General features: G+C 71.5%; 18 protein-coding genes. 16 read left to right on the forward strand and 2 right to left on the reverse strand.

The window, feature by feature from the left end:
- Positions 1-25 precede the first annotated feature (25 nt).
- Positions 26-2,002, forward strand: coding sequence for a threonine--tRNA ligase (thrS, locus tag AB5J87_RS29100; protein WP_369380780.1), 1,977 nt, complete (start codon positions 26-28; stop codon positions 2,000-2,002).
- An 86-nt stretch (positions 2,003-2,088) separates the two neighbouring features.
- Complete coding sequence (locus AB5J87_RS29105) at positions 2,089-2,655, forward strand: HIT domain-containing protein (protein ID WP_369380782.1); 567 nt, start codon at positions 2,089-2,091, stop codon at positions 2,653-2,655.
- A gap of 20 nt (positions 2,656-2,675) precedes the next feature.
- Here the strand turns inward: AB5J87_RS29105 and AB5J87_RS29110 are convergent, their stop codons facing one another.
- Together AB5J87_RS29110 and AB5J87_RS29115 are read right to left on the reverse strand one after the other, a co-directional pair.
- Positions 2,676-4,343, reverse strand: a complete 1,668-nt coding sequence (locus AB5J87_RS29110; protein ID WP_369380784.1) for a hypothetical protein — start codon at positions 4,341-4,343, stop codon at positions 2,676-2,678.
- Positions 4,344-4,515: 172 nt separating this feature from the next.
- The gene (locus AB5J87_RS29115) at positions 4,516-6,723 is read right to left on the reverse strand and encodes an elongation factor G-like protein EF-G2 (protein ID WP_369380785.1); all 2,208 of its coding nucleotides are present in this window, start codon (positions 6,721-6,723) and stop codon (positions 4,516-4,518) included.
- A gap of 282 nt (positions 6,724-7,005) precedes the next feature.
- On the opposite strand from AB5J87_RS29115, the gene pgsA reads away from it, so the two are divergent.
- From pgsA to yajC, 14 genes are all read left to right on the forward strand, one after another.
- Complete coding sequence (gene pgsA / locus AB5J87_RS29120) at positions 7,006-7,662, forward strand: phosphatidylinositol phosphate synthase (protein WP_369380786.1); 657 nt, start codon at positions 7,006-7,008, stop codon at positions 7,660-7,662.
- On the forward strand, positions 7,662-8,558 hold the full coding sequence (locus tag AB5J87_RS29125; RefSeq protein ID WP_369380789.1) for a phosphatidylinositol mannoside acyltransferase: 897 nt from the start codon (positions 7,662-7,664) through the stop codon (positions 8,556-8,558). Before pgsA ends, AB5J87_RS29125 begins: the two co-directional genes overlap by 1 nt.
- Positions 8,555-9,715 (forward strand): glycosyltransferase family 4 protein, encoded by a 1,161-nt coding sequence (locus AB5J87_RS29130; RefSeq protein ID WP_369380790.1) that lies wholly within the window; start codon positions 8,555-8,557, stop codon positions 9,713-9,715. Before AB5J87_RS29125 ends, AB5J87_RS29130 begins: the two co-directional genes overlap by 4 nt.
- Positions 9,716-9,877: 162 nt before the next feature.
- Complete coding sequence (locus AB5J87_RS29135) at positions 9,878-12,304, forward strand: hypothetical protein (RefSeq protein WP_369380793.1); 2,427 nt, start codon at positions 9,878-9,880, stop codon at positions 12,302-12,304.
- The gene (locus AB5J87_RS29140) at positions 12,304-13,308 is read left to right on the forward strand and encodes a phosphotransferase family protein (RefSeq protein WP_369380794.1); all 1,005 of its coding nucleotides are present in this window, start codon (positions 12,304-12,306) and stop codon (positions 13,306-13,308) included. The genes AB5J87_RS29135 and AB5J87_RS29140 overlap by 1 nt, the downstream gene beginning before the upstream one ends.
- The gene (locus AB5J87_RS29145; RefSeq protein ID WP_369380795.1) at positions 13,296-14,297 is read left to right on the forward strand and encodes an aminoglycoside phosphotransferase family protein; all 1,002 of its coding nucleotides are present in this window, start codon (positions 13,296-13,298) and stop codon (positions 14,295-14,297) included. The genes AB5J87_RS29140 and AB5J87_RS29145 overlap by 13 nt, the downstream gene beginning before the upstream one ends.
- Before the next feature lie 49 nt (positions 14,298-14,346).
- Entirely contained in the window at positions 14,347-14,892 is a 546-nt protein-coding gene (locus AB5J87_RS29150; RefSeq protein WP_369380796.1) for a hypothetical protein, read from the forward strand.
- A gap of 218 nt (positions 14,893-15,110) precedes the next feature.
- Entirely contained in the window at positions 15,111-16,025 is a 915-nt protein-coding gene (gene pdxS / locus AB5J87_RS29155; protein ID WP_190089557.1) for a pyridoxal 5'-phosphate synthase lyase subunit PdxS, read from the forward strand.
- 19 nt (positions 16,026-16,044) lie between these two features.
- Complete coding sequence (gene pdxT, locus AB5J87_RS29160) at positions 16,045-16,632, forward strand: pyridoxal 5'-phosphate synthase glutaminase subunit PdxT (protein ID WP_369380798.1); 588 nt, start codon at positions 16,045-16,047, stop codon at positions 16,630-16,632.
- A gap of 62 nt (positions 16,633-16,694) precedes the next feature.
- On the forward strand, positions 16,695-17,447 hold the full coding sequence (locus AB5J87_RS29165; RefSeq protein ID WP_369380800.1) for a YebC/PmpR family DNA-binding transcriptional regulator: 753 nt from the start codon (positions 16,695-16,697) through the stop codon (positions 17,445-17,447).
- Between the two features lie 123 nt (positions 17,448-17,570).
- On the forward strand, positions 17,571-18,116 hold the full coding sequence (gene ruvC / locus AB5J87_RS29170; protein WP_369380802.1) for a crossover junction endodeoxyribonuclease RuvC: 546 nt from the start codon (positions 17,571-17,573) through the stop codon (positions 18,114-18,116).
- Positions 18,113-18,718 carry a Holliday junction branch migration protein RuvA gene (gene ruvA, locus AB5J87_RS29175; RefSeq protein ID WP_369380804.1) on the forward strand — a complete coding sequence of 202 codons (606 nt, stop codon included), beginning with the start codon at positions 18,113-18,115 and terminating at the stop codon, positions 18,716-18,718. Before ruvC ends, ruvA begins: the two co-directional genes overlap by 4 nt.
- A gap of 80 nt (positions 18,719-18,798) precedes the next feature.
- Positions 18,799-19,881, forward strand: a complete 1,083-nt coding sequence (gene ruvB, locus AB5J87_RS29180; protein WP_369380805.1) for a Holliday junction branch migration DNA helicase RuvB — start codon at positions 18,799-18,801, stop codon at positions 19,879-19,881.
- Positions 19,882-20,050: 169 nt separating this feature from the next.
- A complete protein-coding gene (gene yajC / locus AB5J87_RS29185; RefSeq protein WP_369380808.1) occupies positions 20,051-20,509 on the forward strand; it encodes a preprotein translocase subunit YajC in 459 nt (152 codons plus the stop codon).
- Positions 20,510-20,622 lie beyond the last annotated feature (113 nt).

The following is a 20,622-nucleotide window of genomic DNA, read 5'->3' on the forward strand; positions in this document are numbered from 1 at the left end:
GTACCCCTTCAGGCAGGAGAGACCGGTGTCAGACGTCCGTGTGATCATCCAACGCGATTCCGAGCGGGAAGAGCGCGTGGTGACGACGGGCACTACGGCCGCCGAGCTCTTCGCCGGAGAGCGCACCGTCGTCGCCGCCCGGGTCGCGGGCGAGCTGAAGGACCTCGCGTACGAGGTGGGGGACGGCGAGGAGGTCGAGCCCGTCGAGATCTCCTCCGAGGACGGCCTGAACATCCTGCGCCACTCGACCGCCCACGTCATGGCCCAGGCCGTGCAGGAGCTCTTCCCCGAGGCCAAGCTGGGCATCGGCCCGCCGGTCCGGGACGGCTTCTACTACGACTTCGACGTCGAGAAGCCCTTCACCCCCGATGACCTCAAGGCCATCGAGAAGAAGATGCAGGAGATCCAGAAGCGGGGCCAGCGCTTCGCGCGCCGCGTCGTCTCCGACGAGGCCGCCCGCGAGGAGCTCGCGGACGAGCCCTACAAGCTGGAGCTCATCGGCATCAAGGGCTCCGCGTCCACCGACGACGGCGCGGACGTCGAGGTGGGCGGCGGCGAGCTGACCATCTACGACAACCTGGACGCCAAGACCGGCGAGCTGTGCTGGAAGGACCTCTGCCGCGGTCCCCACCTGCCGACCACCCGCAACATCCCGGCGTTCAAGCTGATGCGCAACGCCGCCGCGTACTGGCGCGGCAGCGAGAAGAACCCGATGCTCCAGCGCATCTACGGCACCGCCTGGCCCTCCAAGGACGAGCTGAAGGCGCACCTCGACTTCCTGGCCGAGGCCGAGAAGCGCGACCACCGCAAGCTGGGCAGCGAGCTCGACCTGTTCTCCATCCCGGAGCAGATCGGCTCCGGCCTCGCCGTCTTCCACCCCAAGGGCGGCATCATCCGCCGGGTCATGGAGGACTACTCGCGCCGCCGGCACGAGGAGGAGGGCTACGAGTTCGTCTACACCCCGCACGCGACGAAGGGGAAGCTCTTCGAGCAGTCGGGCCACCTGGACTGGTACGCCGACGGCATGTACCCGCCCATGCAGCTCGACGAGGGCGTGGACTACTACCTCAAGCCCATGAACTGCCCGATGCACAACCTGATCTTCGACGCGCGCGGGCGCAGCTACCGCGAGCTGCCGCTGCGCCTCTTCGAGTTCGGCACGGTGTACCGGTACGAGAAGTCGGGCGTGGTGCACGGTCTGACCCGGGCCCGCGGCTTCACCCAGGACGACGCGCACATCTACTGCACCAAGGAGCAGATGGCGGAGGAGCTCGACACGACGCTCACCTTCGTCCTCAACCTGCTGCGCGACTACGGCCTCACCGACTTCTACCTGGAGCTCTCCACCAAGGACCCGGAGAAGTTCGTCGGCTCCGACGAGATCTGGGAGGAGGCCACCGAGACCCTGCGCAAGGTGGCCGAGAAGCAGGGCCTCGAACTGGTCGCGGACCCGGGCGGCGCGGCCTTCTACGGCCCGAAGATCTCGGTGCAGTGCCGGGACGCCATCGGCCGCACCTGGCAGATGTCGACCGTGCAGCTGGACTTCAACCTGCCGGAGCGCTTCGACCTGGAGTACACCGGCCCGGACGGCTCCAAGCAGCGCCCGGTCATGATCCACCGCGCGCTGTTCGGCTCCATCGAGCGGTTCTTCGCGGTGCTCCTGGAGCACTACGCGGGCGCCATGCCGCCGTGGCTGGCCCCCGTCCAGGCGGTCGGCATCCCGATCGGCGACGCCCACGTCGAGTACCTCCAGGAGTTCGCCGCCGAGGCGAAGAAGAAGGGCCTGCGGGTCGAGGTGGACGCGTCCTCGGACCGGATGCAGAAGAAGATCCGCAACCAGCAGAAGCAGAAGGTCCCGTTCATGGTCATCGTCGGTGACGAGGACATGGCCGCGGGCACGGTCTCCTTCCGCTACCGCGACGGTTCGCAGGAGAACGGCATCGCGCGCGACGAGGCGCTGGCCAAGCTCCTCGACGTGGTGGAGCGCCGCGTACAGGTCTGATCCGGTCCTCGACCGGTGCGGGACTCCGGCCCCCGGGAAGCATCCGCTTCCCGGGGGCCGCTCCTCGTCGTCCCATGTGAAGTCATATGCTTCCCACCATGACGAGTGAGCCGGAACAGCAGATCGGGGTCGGTGTCCAGGACGCCTTCCAGCGCCTGTGGACGCCCCACCGGATGGCCTACATCCAGGGGGAGAACAAGCCGACCGGCCCGGGCGCCGGCGACGGCTGTCCCTTCTGCTCGATCCCGGCGAAATCGGACGAGGACGGGCTGATCGTGGCCCGTGGCGAGCACGTCTACGCGGTGCTCAACCTCTACCCGTACAACGGCGGCCACCTCATGGTGGTGCCCTACCGGCACGTCGCCGACTACACGGAGCTGGACGCGGCGGAGACCGTGGAGCTCGGCGAGCTCACCAAGCAGGCCATGACGGCGCTGCGGACGGCCTCCGGGGCGCACGGCTTCAACATCGGGATGAACCAGGGCACGGTGGCCGGGGCCGGCATCGCCGCCCATCTGCACCAGCACATCGTTCCGCGCTGGGGCGGCGACACCAACTTCATGCCGGTCGTGGGGCACACCAAGATCCTGCCCCAACTCCTCGGCGACACCCGCAAGATGCTCGCCGACGCCTGGCCGCAGCCGCAGGGCTAGGGCTCGGGCGCCGGGAGCGCTCACGCGTCGTACAGGTCCGCCTTGCGCGGCGCCGGGTCCTGGACCATGCCGCTGAGGATCATCGAGCGGTTGGTGAAGCGCTCGGTGTCCACGCCGTTGTCGTCCAGCACCTTCATCGCCGCCGCGTGCACCACCCGCAGCACCGGGGTGGCGGCGCGCATGGCGTCGTCGGCCATGAAGCGGTGGCGCCAGGGCTTGTCGGCCCAGGCGTGCCGCAGGCCGAACGGCTCGGGCAGCGACAGCTTGCCGCCGAGGTGGTCCAGGAGCGGCGGGTACCAGGTGAGGGGGGCGCGGGCGGCGAGCCGGACGACCTCGCGCGGCTCGACCAGCGGAAGCTGTATCTCCTTCTTCTCCCAGAACTTGAAGGTCTTGTCGACGGACTTGGTCTTGGGGCTGGGCTTGGTGGTGAACAGGGCGTGCACCGGGCCCAGCGCGTGCCCGGTGACCTCGATGCGCAGGGTCTCGTGGAGCACGGTCACGGTGATCATCATGGTGATCACCAACTGGCCGTCCCAGAGGGTGAACTGCACGCCGAGGTAGTGCCGGTTGCCGCTGGAGAACTGCTGCTCGTTGCAGATCCGCTGCACCTCGTGCTGGCGCACCTGGAAGTTGTCGACGTCCTGCCCGGTGGGGCGGGCCACCTCCTTGGCGTTCTCGCCTACGGGGGAGACGACCCAGTTCTTCACGGAGGGCCGCGGGAAGCCGCCGGTGTGCAGGGGGCCGCGTTCCAGCAGCTGGAGGCGGTCCTGGATGGACCTTATGACGTCCCAGCTGCGGAAGCCGTTGATCTCCTTGGCCGGGTCCTTGGAGACGAGCTCCTCGGCCAGCTGCCAGCTGCCCCAGCGGGTGCCCATGCCGAGTATGCCCTTGGGGCCGGCGTAGAAGACGGCGTTGCTGTGCTGCTCGGCGGTGAGCTTGGCCAGGCTCTGGCGCAGGGCCTCGGCGGCGGTCTCGTGCGGGTTCTTGGGGACCGCCTCGGGGATCTTGGCTCCTATTCCGCCGCCCGACAGCAGCCCCGCCCAGCGGGCCCGCAGGTCCTTGGCGGTGGCCTCGCAGATCTGCTTGGCCCAGAACCAGCCGAGGACCGGCATGACGAGCATGGCGCGCAGATAGATCGCCAGCACGCCGCCGAAGGGCAGCTTCACCAGGAAGACGACGGCCAGTGCGGCGAAGGCCACCAGCAGCAGGTTGCCCAGTGCGCCGACCCGGCGGTCCTTGGCGCCGGCCAGGGTGCGGCGCAGCTGGAAGAGGCCCAGCCAGAGCAGCAGTCCCGGCAGGAAGAGCACCCCGAAGACGACGGTGATCAGGGTGAGCCTGATGTCGCGTTCCTTGCGGATGCGGATCGCCGCCAGGCAGTGCTCGACGATCGTCTGGGGCTCGGTGCCGAAGGACTGGATGAGCGCCTTGCGGGTGGCGCCGAGCATGCGGGACTGCACGGCCCGGGAGAACGCCTCGCCGAGGTTGGGCTCGAAGAGGGAGAGCCGGGGCTTGGACACCGTCGACTCGTGCCACTCGTTGTTGGCCTTGAGGATGTCGGCGACCGGGCTGTCCCGGTACGCGGCCGAGGCCAGCGCCTGGGTCGCGGCGGTCTGACCCGCCGCACCCTGCAGCGGGACCTGCGCCCCGGGTGAGAAATCGAATGGTTCGTCCGCCACTGCCGCCCCCATCGCCGCGTTCGTCGCTCTGCGGCCTCTTCCCGACTGCCGGTCCCCGCACACCTGCTGAGCAGGGACACAGCGTATCGGGGTCGGTGCCCCTGCGACACGGCACATTCGGAATGCCGCCCGCCGTAAGCGGTTTGGGCGGGCGGCGCTTCCGACGCTGCGTCAACTGTGCCTGCTATACGGCCTTTTCGAGCGACTCCCGGACCTTCTCCGCCACCTGCGGCGGCATCGGCTCGTGCCGGGCGTAGCTGCGGTCGAAGCGTCCGGTGCCGTGCGAGACGGACCGCAGGTCGACCGCGTACCGCCCGATCTCGATCTCCGGCACCTCGGCCCGTACGAGGGTGCGCCCCGGGCCCGCCTGCTCGGTGCCGACGACCCGGCCCCGGCGGCCGGACAGGTCGCTCATGACCGGGCCCACGTAGTCGTCGGGGACCAGCACCTGGAGTTCGGCGACGGGTTCCAGGAGGTGGATGCGGGCGTCGGCGGCGGCCTCGCGCAGGGCGAGCGCCCCGGCGGTCTGGAAGGCGGCGTCGGAGGAGTCCACCGAGTGGGCCTTGCCGTCCAGGAGCGTGATGCGCACGTCGACCAGCGGATATCCGGCGGCGACGCCCTTGGCGGCCTGGGCGCGGACGCCCTTCTCCACCGAGGGGATGAACTGGCGGGGCACCGCGCCGCCGACCACCTTGTCGACGAACTCGATGCCGGAGCCGGGCGGCAGCGGGGCCACCTCGATCTCGCAGATGGCGTACTGGCCGTGGCCGCCGGACTGCTTGACGTGCCGCCCGCGTCCGGTGGCGGTGTCGCCGAAGGTCTCGCGCAGGGAGACCTTGTGCGCGACGACGTCGACCTGGACGCCGTAGCGGCTGCGCAGCCGCTCCAGGGCGACGTCCTTGTGGGCCTCGCCCAGGCACCACAGGACCAGCTGGTGGGTGTGCGGGTTCTGCTCCAGGCGCATGGTGGGGTCCTCGGCGACGAGCCGGGAGAGCCCCTGGGAGAGTTTGTCCTCGTCGGCCTTGCTGTGGGCCTGGATGGCGAGCGGGAGCAGCGGGTCGGGCATGTCCCAGGGCGCCATGAGCAGCGGGTCGTCCTTGCCGGAGAGGGTGTCCCCGGTCTCGGCGCGGGTCAGTTTGGCCACGCACGCGATGTCCCCCGCGATGCAGGAGCCCAGGGTGCGCTGCTGTTTGCCGAAGGGGGAGGAGAGCGCGCCGATGCGCTCGTCCACCTCGTGCAGGGCGTGGCCCTCCTCGCCCCGGTCGGCCGTCCCGTGCCCGGAGACGTGGACGGTCTCGTCGGGGTGCAGGGTGCCGGAGAAGACGCGCACCAGGCTGACCCGGCCCACGTACGGGTCGGACGAGGTCTTGATCACTTCGGCGACCAGCGGACCCTCGGGCGCGCAGACCGGGGTGGGGCGCTGGGCGCCCTGCGGGGTGGTGACGTCGGGCGCGGTGCGCTCCAGGGGGGTCGGGAAGCCGCCCGTGACCAGTTCGAGGAGCTCGACGGTGCCGATGCCCTGGCGGGCCCCCTCGGCGGCGGGCGCGGCGGCGAGCACCGGGTGGAAGGTGCCGCGGGCGACCGCCCGCTCCAGATCGTCGATCAGCGTCTTGACGTCGATCTCCTCGCCGCCGAGATAGCGGTCCATGAGGGTCTCGTCCTCGCTCTCGGCGATGATCCCCTCGATCAGCCGGTTGCGGGCCTCCTCGACGAGCGGGAGCTGCTCGGGGCCGGGTTCGGCCTCCTTGCGCTCACCGGACGCGTAGTCGAAGACCCGCCGCGAGAGCAGCCCGATCAGCCCGGTCACGGGCGCGTGCCCGTCCGGTCCCTCGGGGCCGTGCAGCGGCAGGTAGAGGGGGAGCACGGCGTCGGGGTCGTCGCCGCCGAACGCCTCGGCGCACACCCGGGTCATCTCCGCGAAGTCCGCGCGGGCCGCCTCCAGGTGGGTCACGACGATGGCCCGGGGCATGCCCACCGCGGCGCACTCCTCCCAGACCATGCGGGTCGCGCCGTCCACGCCGTCCGAGGCCGAGACGACGAAGAGGGCCGCGTCCGCCGCTCGCAGACCGGCCCTGAGTTCCCCGACGAAGTCGGCGTATCCGGGGGTGTCCAGAATATTGATCTTGCAGCCGGCCCACTCCACGGGGACCAGCGACAGCTGCACCGAGCGCTGCTGCCGGTGTTCGATCTCGTCGTAGTCGGAGACGGTCCCGCCGTCCTCGACGCGGCCCGCGCGGTTGACGGCCCCCGCCGTCAGCGCGAGCGCCTCCACCAGGGTCGTCTTCCCGGATCCGCTGTGGCCGACCAGCACCACGTTCCGTACGGATGAGGGGTGGTCGGCCGTAGCTGCCCTGCCGGCGGCTCCGGGATGTGCACTCGCCTTGTCGCCCATGCCGTTCCTCCCGTATGGCTTCCGTTTCTTGCACGGTGAGGTGGTGAAAGGGCGCGGCCGCGCGGATCCCTCCCCCGGCCCGCGCCGGGAGGACCCCGGCCCGGGCGGCTTCGCGTCGCCCGCGGTCTTTCCAGCGTTCCACTCCGGTCACTGTGCGTCCATACGTCGTACGGGAACGCGGGGGAGCGAGGGTGCGCGGCGGTGGAGGGGCGCGGGCCTGGCTACGATGGGCCAGCCGGTGGCCAGTGGGGCCGCGCGGCCACACCGACCGTCGGGAAGGCCATGCTGAACAAGTACGCGCGTGCATTCTTCACGCGTGTCCTCACGCCGTTCGCCGCGTTTCTGCTCCGCCGGGGGGTGAGCCCGGACGCCGTGACCCTGCTCGGCACGGCCGGAGTGATGGCGGGAGCGCTGGTCTTCTTCCCCCGCGGGGAGTTCTTCTGGGGCACCATCGTCATCACCTCGTTCGTCTTCTCCGACCTGGTCGACGGCAACATGGCCCGGCAGGCGGGGATCTCCAGCCGCTGGGGCGCGTTCCTGGACTCGACGCTGGACCGGGTCGCGGACGGCGCGATCTTCGGCGGCTTCGCCCTCTGGTACGCGGGCAACGGCGACAACAACGTGCTGTGCGCGGTCTCGATCTTCTGCCTGGCCAGCGGCCAGGTGGTCTCGTACACCAAGGCGCGCGGCGAGGCGATCGGCCTCCCGGTCGCCGTCAACGGACTGATCGAGCGGGCCGAGCGCCTGGTGATCTCGCTGGTCGCGGCCGGTCTCGCCGGGCTGCACAAGTTCGGTGTGCCGGGGATCCAGGTCCTGCTGCCGATCGCGCTGTGGATCGTCGCGGTGGGCAGTCTGATCACGCTGGTCCAGCGGGTGGTGACGGTGCGCCGCGAGGCCGCGGAGGCCGACGCCGCCGCCGCGGCCGGCGAGGCCGCCTGATGGGCGACCGGCTGACGGACTCGCTCTACGGGCTCGGCTGGGCCACCGTGAAGAAGCTCCCCGAGCCGGTGGCCACGGGCCTGGGCCGGCGGATCGCCGACACGGTGTGGAAGCGGCGCGGCAAGAGCGTGCTGCGCCTGGAGTCCAACCTCGCGCGCGTGGTGCCCGACGCCTCCCCGCAGCGCCTGGCCGAGCTGTCCCGGGCCGGGATGCGCTCCTACATGCGGTACTGGATGGAGTCCTTCCGCCTGCCGGCCTGGAGCAAGGACCGGATGCGGACCGGGTTCGCCCCCAGGGACGTCCACTACCTGGTCGACGGCCTCGCCTCCGGCCGGGGCGTGGTCCTGGCCCTGCCGCACATGGGCAACTACGACCTGGCGGGCGCCTGGGTCACCACCAAGCTGGAGACCCCGTTCACCACGGTGGCCGAGCGGCTCAAGCCCGAGACGCTGTACGACCGGTTCGTGGCCTACCGCGAGAGCCTGGGCATGGAGGTGCTGCCGCACACCGGCGGCTCCGCCTTCGGCACCCTGGCCCGGCGGCTGCGGGCGGGCGGCCTGGTCTGTCTGGTGGCCGACCGCGACCTGTCCGCCTCGGGCGTCGAGGTGAAGTTCTTCGGCGAGGCGGCGCGGATGCCCGCCGGTCCTGCCATGCTGGCCCAGCAGACGGGCGCGCTGCTGCTGCCCGTCACGCTCTGGTACGACGGGTCGCCCGTCATGCAGGGCCGGGTGCACCCGCCGATCGAGGTGCCCGAGACGGGCACGCGCGCGGAGAAGACGTCCGTGATGACCCAGGCGCTGGCCGACGCCTTCGCCACCGGAATCGCCGAACACCCGGAGGACTGGCACATGCTGCAGCGACTGTGGCTCGCCGACCTTGAGGAGCGCCGGGCGTGAGGATCGGCATCGTCTGCCCGTACTCCTGGGACGTCCCCGGCGGCGTCCAGTTCCACATCAGGGACCTGGCCGAGCACCTGATCCGGCGCGGCCACGAGGTCTCCGTGCTCGCCCCCGCCGACGACGAGACGCCGCTGCCGCCGTACGTGGTCTCGGCGGGCCGGGCGGTCCCGGTGCCGTACAACGGCTCGGTGGCCCGGCTGAACTTCGGGTTCCTGTCGGCGGCCCGGGTGCGGCGGTGGCTGCACGAGGGCACCTTCGACGTGATCCACATCCATGAGCCCGCCTCGCCGTCGCTGGGCCTGCTGAGCTGCTGGGCGGCGCAGGGGCCCATCGTGGCCACCTTCCACACCTCCAACCCCCGCTCGCGCGCGATGATCGCGGCCTATCCGATCCTCCAGCCCGCCCTGGAGAAGATCAGCGCCCGGATCGCGGTCAGCGAGTACGCGCGGCGCACCCTGGTCGAGCACCTCGGCGGCGACGCGGTCGTCATCCCCAACGGCGTCGACGTCGACTTCTTCGCCAAGGCCGAGCCGCGCCCCGAGTGGCAGGGCGGCACGCTCGGCTTCATCGGCCGCATCGACGAGCCGCGCAAGGGCCTGCCGGTCCTGATGAAGGCGCTCCCGCGGATCCTCGCCGAGCGCCCGCGGACCCGGCTGCTGGTCGCGGGCCGGGGCGACGAGCAGGAGGCGGTGGCCTCCCTGCCCGCCGAGCTGCGCTCGCGCGTGGAGTTCCTCGGCATGGTGAGCGACGAGGACAAGGCGCGCTTCCTGAGCAGCGTCGACGTGTACGTGGCGCCCAACACGGGCGGCGAGAGCTTCGGCATCATCCTGGTCGAGGCGCTCTCCGCCGGGGCGGCGGTGCTGGCCAGCGACCTGGACGCGTTCGCACAGGTCCTGGACCAGGGCAGCGCGGGCGAACTCTTCGCCAACGAGGACGCGGACGCACTCGCGACGGCGGCCCTCACCCTCCTCGCCGACCCGACCCGCCGAGCCGAACTGAGCGCCAGGGGCTCCGCCCACGTACGCCGCTTCGACTGGTCCACGGTCGGCGCGGACATCCTGGCGGTGTACGAGACGGTGACGGACGGAGCGGCATCGGTGGCCGCGGACGAACGGCCGGGGCTGCGGGCGCGGTTCGGGTTGGCGCGGGATTGAGCCGTCCGCCCGCGCGGCCGTGCGTACAACGGGCGGCACCGTGGGTAACCTCGCCCCTGCGAGTACTGGGTGTCAGGGGGAGCCATCGTGCCGATCAGGCCGCGTTATCGACGTGTTTCCGGGTTACAGAGGCAGTTCTTCGACCGTGAGGGACTGCTCGCCATGTACGACGAGGAGCTGGCGGGCGTCGCCGACGGCCCCCGCATCCTGAACCTCGTGGGTGTCGGCGGGATCGGCAAGTCGCGTCTGCTGCAGCAGCTGCGCGCCAGCACTCCGGACACCTGCCGGACGGCGCGGCTGGACCTGCAGCTGCCGACGCTGCGACAGCAGGAAGACGCCCTGGCCGTCCTGCGGATGGAGTACGGGGCGCAGGGGGTGAAGTTCGACCGCTTCGACATCGCCTACGCGGTGCTGTGGCAGCGCGTCCATCCCCAGCTGCAGATGGACCGGAGGAACACCCCGTTCGCCGAGGAGAGCGAGGTGCTGTCCCACATCCTGGACGACGCCATGGGGCTGCCGGTCTTCGGGACGGCGGCCGGGCTGGTGCGCCTCACCAAGCGGTCGATCTCCAACCGTCAGCGCAGAAACCGTATCGAGGCGGACCAGACGCTGCAGGAACTGGACAGTCTGACCAACGCCGAACTGGGCCATGCCGTGGCCTACCTGTTCGCCCAAGAGCTGTGCGATGCGGCCCGGGAGAGGCCGTACGTCCTGTTCGTCGACGCCTACGAGGCGATGGTCCCCACACCGCTTCCGGGCGGACGGAGCTTCGCCTCCGACGCCTGGGTGCGCGACCTCCTCGGCCAGCTGCACGGCGGGCTCACCGTGCTGGCGAGCCGCGAACCGCTGCCCTGGGCGACGTACGACCCGGACTGGGCCGGTGTCATCCGCCCGGCCCCCATCGGCGGGCTGCCCATGGACGCCCGGCTGGAACTGCTGGCACAGGCGGGGATCGTGGACATCCCGCGCCAGCGCTCCATCGCCGAGGCCAGCGCGGGGGTGCCCTTCTACCTCCACCTCGCGGTCGACACCCATGTGCAGGACCCGGGGCCCATCGAGGACGCGGGCACCACGGAGGAGATCGTCCAGCGCTTCCTCCAGCACGTCGCTCCGGACGAGGTGCGGATCCTCGAACTGCTCAGCATCGCCAGGACGTTCGACCTGGAGGTGTTCCGTGCCGTCGGCGGCACCTTCGACCTGCCCACGAACCTGCTGATGTGGGAGTCGCTCACCGCCTATTCCTTCGCGTACCCGCTCTCCCAGGGCTGGTACAGGCTGCACCAGCTGATGATCGCGGCCCTTCAGCGGCATCTGTCCGACGCGGTGAACCAGCAAGTCCACGCCCTGTTGCGGCAGCACTGGGAAGGGCTGGCCGACCGGGTGGGCACGGGAGCGGAAGAAGCCGGCGTCGCACGCTCCTCCCCGTTGCGCGAGGCGGTCTACCACGGGGTCCACGCCGCGAACCTGGCACCGGAGGAGATCCTCGTACATGCCGACCGCGCGCTGGGCATGAGCAGCCGCCAGGCGGTGGACGGGATGGTCGAGGACCTGAGAGATTTCCTGGCCAGGTCCGCCGGGGCGGGCCGGGACGGTGCCGTGCTCACGGGGATCCGCGACGCGGCCGACTGCCTCGAGGCCGAAGCCAGGCTGGAACGGGGCGACGCGGCCGGTGCGATGGCGCTGACCCCCGTGCGCACCACCCCCGTCCGCTACCCGGTGGCGGCCCGGCTGGCCCTGGCCGGAGCCAACGCGCGCAGGATCGCGGGGGAGAGCAGCCTGGCCGCGCAGATCTTCGAGCGGGTCTGGGACGGCCACGACGGCGAGACCCGGGCTTTCGCCGGCTTCTGCCTGGCGGACATCCGGATGTGGCAGGGCGACTTCGCCGCGGCCTTCGCCCTCGCCGAGCAGGTCGAGGGGATCTGCGCACCCGCGCAGGGCGTCGTGCGCGGCGATCTGAAGCGCCTCATGCACCTCGGACACCGGTTCCTGATGGACTTCGACCGGTCCGCGGCTCTGCTGCGCCAGGCCGAGGCGGAATACCGGACGGCCGGATCGGCCATCGGGCTCGCCAACATCCGTACCAACCGGGCCGAACTCCTGGCCTTCACCGATCCGGAAGCGGCGGTCGCGGAGGCGGGGGCGGCCCTGGAGATCCAGCGGGACCTCGGCGCCCAGCACGAGATCGGCAAGGTCTACACGGCCATGGCCATCGCCCAGACCCGGCTCGGCCGGCTCGACCGGGCCGAACTGTCGTTCCGCAGCGCCAATGTCGCCCTCGACCTGGCCGGCTACCGGTCGGGCCGGGCCCGCGCCGACATGTACCGGGCCTTTCTGCACCTGCGGCGGGGCGAGCACGCCAGGACCCGGCAGCTGCTGATGCACGCGGCGCGCGAGTTCGAGACCTGCCAGGTCTATCCCCTGCTGATCCTGGCCATCCACCGGGCCGCGGAGCGGACCGGACTGGGCGATCCCGAACTGACGGCGATGGCCGACCGCGCGAGGCCGGCCGTCAAACCGCTGGGCGACCCGGAAGACGTGCGACTGCGCACGGAGGACCTGCTGTCGATGTTCGTCGAGGTGACCCCGTGATGTGGCTGGAACTGTACGAGCGAGCGGTGGGCTCGGGTGAAGCGGCAGCCGGGTACTACAACCGCAACGTGGGGCTGCCGTCCCCCGAAGGCAAGGTCAACGTACGGATCCCGCTCGCGGTGGCGGACACCATGGACCTCCGGCTCTGGCCGGAGGAGGACGTGCTGGCCTGCGTCCGCCCGTACTCCGCGCGGATTCCCGAGCTGCGGCACGTCAGCCGGTCGCCGCGCTTCCAGGTGCATCAGTTCATCTCCGGCCGCGTCCTAGACGGATTCTCGCCGCGCGGCGCCGCCGTGCCCGGACACGTGCTGGACGACGTCGTCGCGGTCATGGAACAGCTCACCCACATTCCCCTGGAGAAGGCCCCGGCGCTGCCCGCGCACTGGCCCGCCTCCGGAGACGGCCCGGGCTTCGGGCGCCTGCTGGCCGACCTCACCCAGCGGGTCCACTCCACCCATGTGGCCGAGTACGCGGAGGTCTTCGGCCTGCTCGGCATCCCCGAGGACCCGCTGGCGGTGGTCCGGCCCCGCTGGGACGGGCTCGCGGCCAGACCGTTCTCCGTGCTGCACGCGGACCTCCACCGCAAGAACATGATCGTCGCCGATGGCACGACGTGGTTCCTGGACTGGGAACTGGCCCTGTGGGGCGACCCGGTGTACGAGATCGGGATCCACTTCCACAAGATGGACTACCCGGACGACCAGCGTGCCCAGGTCCTGCGGCAGTGGCGGGAGAGGCTGCGGCCCGAGTACACCGACGGCCCGGCCGCCGACCTCGACCTGTACATGGCGCACGAAAAGATCAAGTCGGCCGTCGTGGACACCGTGCGGTACTCGAAACAGCTGGCGACCTCGACACCGCCGGAGCGCGAGTTCCTCGTCGGGCGGCTGGCGAAGAAGATCAACGCTGCCCACCGGGTCTGGGGCTCACCGCCGGTGCTGACCCCCGAGCGGGTCATGGCGGCCCTCGCCCCCTGGTGGGAAGGGCGCCCGTGGACGCCGTAGCGCTCTACGAGGAGGCACTCCGGCGCGACACCGGTCAGTCGGGGTTCTACAACCGGAACATCCGGGTGGAGACGGCCGACGGCCCCGCGATCGTCCGGATGCGGACCCGGGGTGCCGAGGTCATGGACCTGACGCTGTGGCCGGAACCCGAGGTGCTGGCAGCCATCGCCGGCCACGTCCCCGCGGCCCCGCGCCTCCTCCACGTCGGCACGGACCCGGAGTTCCAGATCCACGGCTTCGTACCGGGCCGGCGGGTCGACACGCTGGCCCCCGAGGGGGCCCGGCTGCCCGACGCCGTGCTGAAAGCGGTGGAGTGCCTCTTCGCGGACATGCTGCGCGTGCCGGCGTCCGCGCTGCCGGGAGTGCCCCCGGACTGGCCGGCCGAGGGCGACACACCGGGATTCGCCGCCCGCCTCACCGCCTTGGTCCACACGATCCGTCACCGGGGCGACCGGCGGACCCAGGCGCTCTACGAGGCGATGGGCGTCCCCAGGGATCCCTGCGGCCTCCTGCGGGAGCGCTTCCGGGGCATGGCCGCGCGCCGGATGGGTCTGCTCCACGCCGACCTCCACCGGCAGAACATGATCATCAGCGACGGGGGGCGGGTTGCTTTCCTCGACTGGGAGCTCGCCCTGTGGGGCGACCCCGTCTACGACCTCGCCGACCATCTGCACAAGATGGCGTACACCGCGGACCAGGCCCGTGAGGTGACCGAGGGCTGGCAGAGGGCGGCGCCGGCCGGGTGCCGCGAGGGATGGCGAGCCGACCTCGCCCACTACCTCGCCTTCGAGGCGGTGAAGTCGGCGGTCGTCGACACGGTGCGCTGGGGACGGAGGATCGCCCGCGCCGGGGAGACCGGTGAACGGGCGCGGCTGGCACGGGAACTGGCCGCCAAACTCGCCGCCGCCCGGCTCCACTGGGAGGGGGGCAGGCCGAGCGGACCGGAGCCCGGCGAGATCGAGGAGGCCGTGGTCCGCCGCGACGCCTGAGCCGGTCGCTTTCGTCCCGTTGCCGTCGCGGGCGGTAGTGTCGCCGCCCGTGACCGTAACCCTCATCTGGATCGTCGTGGCCCTCGTGGCCGTCGGTCTCTACCTCAGCTGGACCGCCGGGCGGCTCGACCGGCTGCATGCCCGGATCGACGCCGCCCGTGCCGCCCTCGACGCGCAGCTCGTGCGGCGGGCCTCGGTCACTCAGGAGCTGGCGACCTCCGGGGTGCTCGACCCGGCCGCCTCCATCGTGCTGTACGAGGCCGCGCACGCGGCGCGGCAGGCCGAGGAGGAGCAGCGGGAGGTCGCCGAGAGCGAGCTCAGCCAGGCGCTGCGGGCGGTCTTCGGGGAGCCGGCCCAGGTGGACGCGGTCCGGGAGGCCCCGGGCGGGGTGGACGCGGCGGAGGAGCTGGCCCAGGCGGTGCGCCGGGTCCCGATGGCCCGGCGCTTCCACAACGACGCCGTGCGCGCGGCCCGCGCCCTGCGCAGGCACCGCAAGGTGCGGTGGTTCCGGCTGGCCGGGCACGCCCCGTTCCCGCTCGCCTTCGAGATGGACGACGAACCCCCGGCCGCGCTGGCGGACCGCCCGGGCTCGTAGCCGTGACCGCGGGGCGGCGCGGGCTCGTGGCCGTGGCCGGGAGGGGCCCTGCGGGCCGGAGGGGGCCGGAGGGGCCAAAACGATCCACCGGCTCTCCATTGGCCCTTGCTGTGGACTGGTCCGCGGAGCGACCCTCTGGGCAGCAGAGGAACCGTTTCACCCGTGACTCGGCCGCCTCAGCCAGTTCTTCACACCCTTCTCCACCCCAGTGAGGTCCCGTGTCCAGCACCCTCCCCACCAGCGCCCAGAACCCCGAGACCGGCACCGCGCGCGTGAAGCGCGGCATGGCCGAGCAGCTCAAGGGCGGTGTGATCATGGACGTGGTCAACGCCGAGCAGGCGAAGATCGCCGAGGACGCGGGCGCCGTGGCGGTCATGGCCCTGGAGCGGGTTCCGGCCGACATCCGCAAGGACGGCGGCGTGGCCCGGATGTCGGACCCGAACATGATCGAGGAGATCATCGAGGCCGTCTCCATCCCGGTCATGGCCAAGTCCCGCATCGGCCACTTCGTCGAGGCCCAGGTCCTCCAGTCCCTCGGCGTCGACTACATCGACGAGTCCGAGGTCCTGACCCCGGCCGACGAGGTCAACCACTCCGACAAGTGGGCCTTCACCACCCCCTTCGTCTGCGGCGCCACCAACCTGGGCGAGGCCCTGCGCCGCATCGCCGAGGGCGCGGCCATGATCCGCTCCAAGGGCGAGGCCGGCACCGGCAACGTCGTCGAGGCCGTCCGCCACCTGCGCCAGATCAAGAACGAGATCGCCAAGCTGCGCGGCTTCGACAACAACGAGCTGTTCGCCGCCGCCAAGGAGCTGCGCGCCCCGTACGAGCTGGTCAAGGAGGTCGCCGAGCTCGGCAAGCTCCCGGTCGTGCTGTTCTCCGCCGGTGGCGTGGCCACCCCGGCCGACGCCGCGCTGATGCGCCAGCTGGGCGCCGAGGGCGTCTTCGTGGGCTCCGGCATCTTCAAGTCGGGCGACCCGGCCAAGCGCGCCGCCGCCATCGTGAAGGCCACCACCTTCTACGACGACCCGAAGATCATCGCGGACGCGTCCCGCAACCTGGGCGAGGCCATGGTCGGCATCAACTGCGACACCCTCCCCGAGGCCGAGCGCTACGCCAACCGCGGCTGGTAAGGCACAGGTACCGAAGGACATGGGCAACACACCCGTCATCGGCGTCCTGGCCCTCCAGGGCGACGTACGGGAGCACCTGATCGCCCTGGCCGCGGCGGACGCCGTGGCCAGGCCGGTCCGGCGCCCCGAGGAGCTCGCCGAGGTCGACGGCCTGGTCGTCCCGGGCGGCGAGTCCACCACCATCTCCAAGCTCGCGGTCCTGTTCGGGCTGATGGAGCCGCTGCGCGCGCGCGTGGCCGACGGCATGCCCGTCTACGGCACCTGCGCCGGCCTGATCATGCTCGCCGACAAGATCCTCGACCCGCGCTCGGGCCAGGAGACCATCGGCGGCATCGACATGATCGTGCGCCGCAACGCCTTCGGCCGGCAGAACGAGTCGTTCGAGGCCACCGTCGAGGTCACCGGTGTCGGCCCCGTCGAGGGCGTCTTCATCCGGGCGCCCTGGGTGGAGTCGGTCGGCGCCGAGGCCGAGGTCCTGGCGGAACACGGCGGCCACATCGTCGCGGTGCGCCAGCGCAACGCCCTGGCGACCTCGTTCCACCCCGAGCTCACCGGCGATCACCGGATGCACGGCCTGTTCGTGGACATGGTGCGCGACGCCGGGTGACCGGCTCCCGGTAGGATCTCTGGCGAACGACGCAGAATTGGTTACGCGAAGGAGACAGGCAGATGTCCGGCCACTCTAAATGGGCTACGACGAAGCACAAGAAGGCCGTGATCGACGCCAAGCGCGGCAAACTCTTCGCGAAGCTGATCAAGAACATCGAGGTCGCGGCCCGCACCGGCGGCGCCGACATCGACGGCAACCCGACCCTCTTCGACGCCGTGCAGAAGGCGAAGAAGCAGTCGGTGCCCAACAAGAACATCGACTCCGCGCTCAAGCGCGGCGCCGGTCTTGAGGCGGGCGGCGCCGACTACGAGACGATCATGTACGAGGGCTACGGTCCGAACGGTGTCGCGGTGCTCATCGAGTGCCTGACCGACAACCGCAACCGCGCCGCCTCGGACGTCCGCGTCGCCATGACCCGCAACGGCGGCAACATGGCCGACCCGGGCTCGGTCTCGTACCTGTTCAACCGCAAGGGCGTCATCATCCTGCCCAAGGCGGAGCTCAGCGAGGACGACGTGCTCGGCGCGGTCCTGGACGCCGGTGCCGAAGAGGTCAACGACAACGGCGACACCTTCGAGATCATCAGCGAGGCCACCGACCTGGTCGCGGTCCGTACCGCGCTCCAGGAGGCCGGCATCGACTACGACTCGGCCGACTCCAGCTTCGTGCCGACCATGCAGGTCGAGCTGGACGAGGAGGGCGCGCGCAAGATCTTCAAGCTGATCGACGCGCTGGAGGACAGCGACGACGTGCAGAACGTCTTCGCCAACTTCGACGTCTCCGACGAGGTCATGGAGAAGGTCGACGCCTGACGGGCAGTCAATCAGGTTGTACGCGCACGGGCCGACGGGACACACCCCGTCGGCCCGTCGCATTGTCGGTGCCACCCGATAGCCTGCACGAATACGCGAGCGAGGGGCGAAGGAGGGGGCGGGGTGCGGGTACTGGGCGTGGACCCGGGGCTGACCCGGTGCGGAGTCGGCGTCGTCGAGGGCGTGGCGGGCCGCCCGCTGACCATGCTCGGCGTCGGCGTGGTCCGCACGCCCGCCGACGCGGAGCTCGGCCACCGGCTGGTCGCCATCGAGCAGGGCATCGAGCAGTGGCTGGACGAGCACCGGCCGGAATTCGTCGCCGTGGAGCGGGTCTTCAGCCAGCACAACGTACGGACGGTGATGGGCACCGCCCAGGCCAGCGCCGTCGCCATGCTCTGCGCCTCCCGCCGGGGCATCCCGGTCGCCCTGCACACCCCCAGCGAGGTCAAGGCCGCCGTCACCGGCAGCGGCCGGGCCGACAAGGCCCAGGTCGGGGCGATGGTGACCCGGCTGCTGCGGCTGGACGCCCCGCCGAAACCGGCCGACGCGGCGGACGCGCTGGCCCTCGCCATCTGCCACATCTGGCGCGCCCCCGCCGTCAACCGCCTGCAGCAGGCGCACGAGCAGGCCCGCCGAGCCCACCTCTCCGTAAAGAAGGTCACCCGATGATCGCCTTCGTCAGCGGCCCGGTCGCCGCCCTCGCCCCCGACACCGCGGTGGTCGAGGTCGGCGGTGTCGGCATGGCCCTGCAGTGCACCCCCAACACCCTCGCCTCGCTCCGCGTCGGCCAGCACGCCAAGCTCGCCACCTCGCTGGTCGTCCGCGAGGACTCGCTGACGCTGTACGGCTTCGCGGACGACGACGAGAAGCAGGTCTTCGAGCTCCTCCAGACCGCCAACGGAGTGGGCCCCCGGCTCGCCCAGGCGGTCCTGTCGGTGCACACGCCCGACGCGCTGCGCCGCGCCTTCGCCTCCGGCGACGAGAAGGCGCTGACCGCCGTGCCCGGCATCGGCAAGAAGGGCGCCCAGAAGCTCCTCATCGAGCTGAAGGACCGGCTCGGCGCGCCCGTGGGCAGCGCCCCGGCCGTCGGCGCGCCCGTCACCGCGGGCTGGCGCGACCAGCTGCACGCCGCGCTGATCGGCCTCGGATACGCCACCCGCGAGGCCGACGAGGCGGTCACCGCCGTAGCCCCGCAGGCCGAGGCCGCCGGGTCGCCGAACATCGGGGCGCTCCTGAAGGCCGCCCTGCAGACCCTCAACCGCGCCCGCTGACCGGCCCGGCACCCACCGCGGCGCTGCCCGACCGACCACGCCGACCGACCCGCCGAGAGAACCGACGAGAGACCGCACTGATGAACTGGGACGACACCGGAGCCGACGACGCCACCGACCCGAGGCTGGTCGACTCGGTGGCCGACGGCGAGGACCAGGCCGTCGAGGCCGCCCTGCGCCCCAAGGACCTGGAGGAGTTCGTCGGCCAGGAGAAGGTCCGCGAACAGCTCGACCTGGTGCTGCGGGCCGCCCGCGCCCGCGGCGCCACCGCCGACCACGTGCTGCTCTCCGGCGCCCCCGGCCTCGGCAAGACCACGCTCTCGATGATCATCGCGGCCGAGATGGGCGCCCCCATCCGGATCACCTCCGGCCCCGCCATCCAGCACGCGGGCGACCTCGCCGCGATCCTCTCCTCCCTCCAGGAGGGCGAGGTCCTCTTCCTCGACGAGATCCACCGGATGTCGCGGCCCGCCGAGGAGATGCTCTACATGGCGATGGAGGACTTCCGGGTCGACGTGATCGTCGGCAAGGGCCCCGGCGCCACCGCCATCCCGCTGGAGCTGCCCCCCTTCACCCTGGTCGGCGCCACCACGCGCGCGGGGCTGCTGCCGCCCCCGCTGCGCGACCGCTTCGGCTTCACCGGGCACATGGAGTTCTACGAGCCGGCCGAGCTGGAGCGGGTCGTGCACCGCTCGGCCCGCCTCCTCGACGTGGAGATCGACCCGGCGGGCGCGGCCGAGATCGCCGGCCGCTCGCGCGGCACCCCTCGCATCGCCAACCGCCTGCTGCGCCGCGTGCGGGACTACGCGCAGGTCAAGGCCGACGGAGCGATCACCCGCGAGATCGCCGCGGCGGCCCTCGGGGTGTACGAGGTGGACAGCCGGGGCCTGGACCGGCTGGACCGCGCGGTGCTCCAGGCATTGCTGAAACTGTTCGGTGGCGGCCCGGTCGGTCTGTCGACCCTGGCGGTCGCCGTGGGGGAGGAGCGGGAGACCGTGGAAGAGGTCGCCGAGCCCTTCCTCGTACGGGAAGGGCTGCTCGCGCGCACTCCCCGCGGACGGATCGCGACCCCGGCCGCCTGGGCCCACCTGGGGCTCGTCCCGCCGCAGCAGGGACCCGGGGGCGCACAGCGAGGCGGACAACAGGGGCTCTTCGGGCCGTGACGGCGCGGGTGGGTGCGCCGGGAGGAACCCCGGTGGGATGCTGGGCGTTGTTCCAGCTAGGCGGACTCGCTTAGACTCCGCCGATGCCGCCCTTACATTTACCGGTCGGCATACCCACCCCCAGATCAGGCCGCACTCCTTGCGCGGTCGTGCGAAGGAAGTTCGTCCCGTGAGTCTCGTGACCCTTCTCCCCTTCATCGTCCTCATCGGGGCCATGTTCCTCATGACCCGCTCGGCGAAGAAGAAGCAGCAGCAGGCCGCCTCCATGCGCAATGAGATGCAGCCCGGCACCGGCGTCCGCACGATCGGCGGCATGTACGCCACGGTCAAGGAGCTCGGTGACGACACGGTCCTTCTGGAGGTGGCCCCGGGAGTCCACGCCGTCTACGCGAAGAACGCGATCGGCGCGGTCCTCTCGGACGAGGAGTACAACCGCATCGTGCACGGCGACACGGACGAGCCGACCGAGCTCCCCGCCGTGCCGGACGACGCCTCGTCGCTGACCGAGGACGCCGACGACGCCGTCGCCCCGGCGGACGGCAAGATCGACCTGGGTAAGAAGGACGAGGCGGACGACGCCGCCGCGCCCAAGGACGGCAAGGCCGACGGCGAGTCGGGCACGAAGTAACCGCTCTCCGGTCCGGCGGGCGCCCCAGGGCGCCCGCCGGACCGGGGGTGACGACTTCACGGGGGACGTCCCCACAACACTTCGTGGCCGCCCAGGCGCACACCCGGCGCGGG

The organism is Streptomyces sp. cg36 (assembly GCF_041080675.1).
GTDB lineage: Bacteria > Actinomycetota > Actinomycetes > Streptomycetales > Streptomycetaceae > Streptomyces.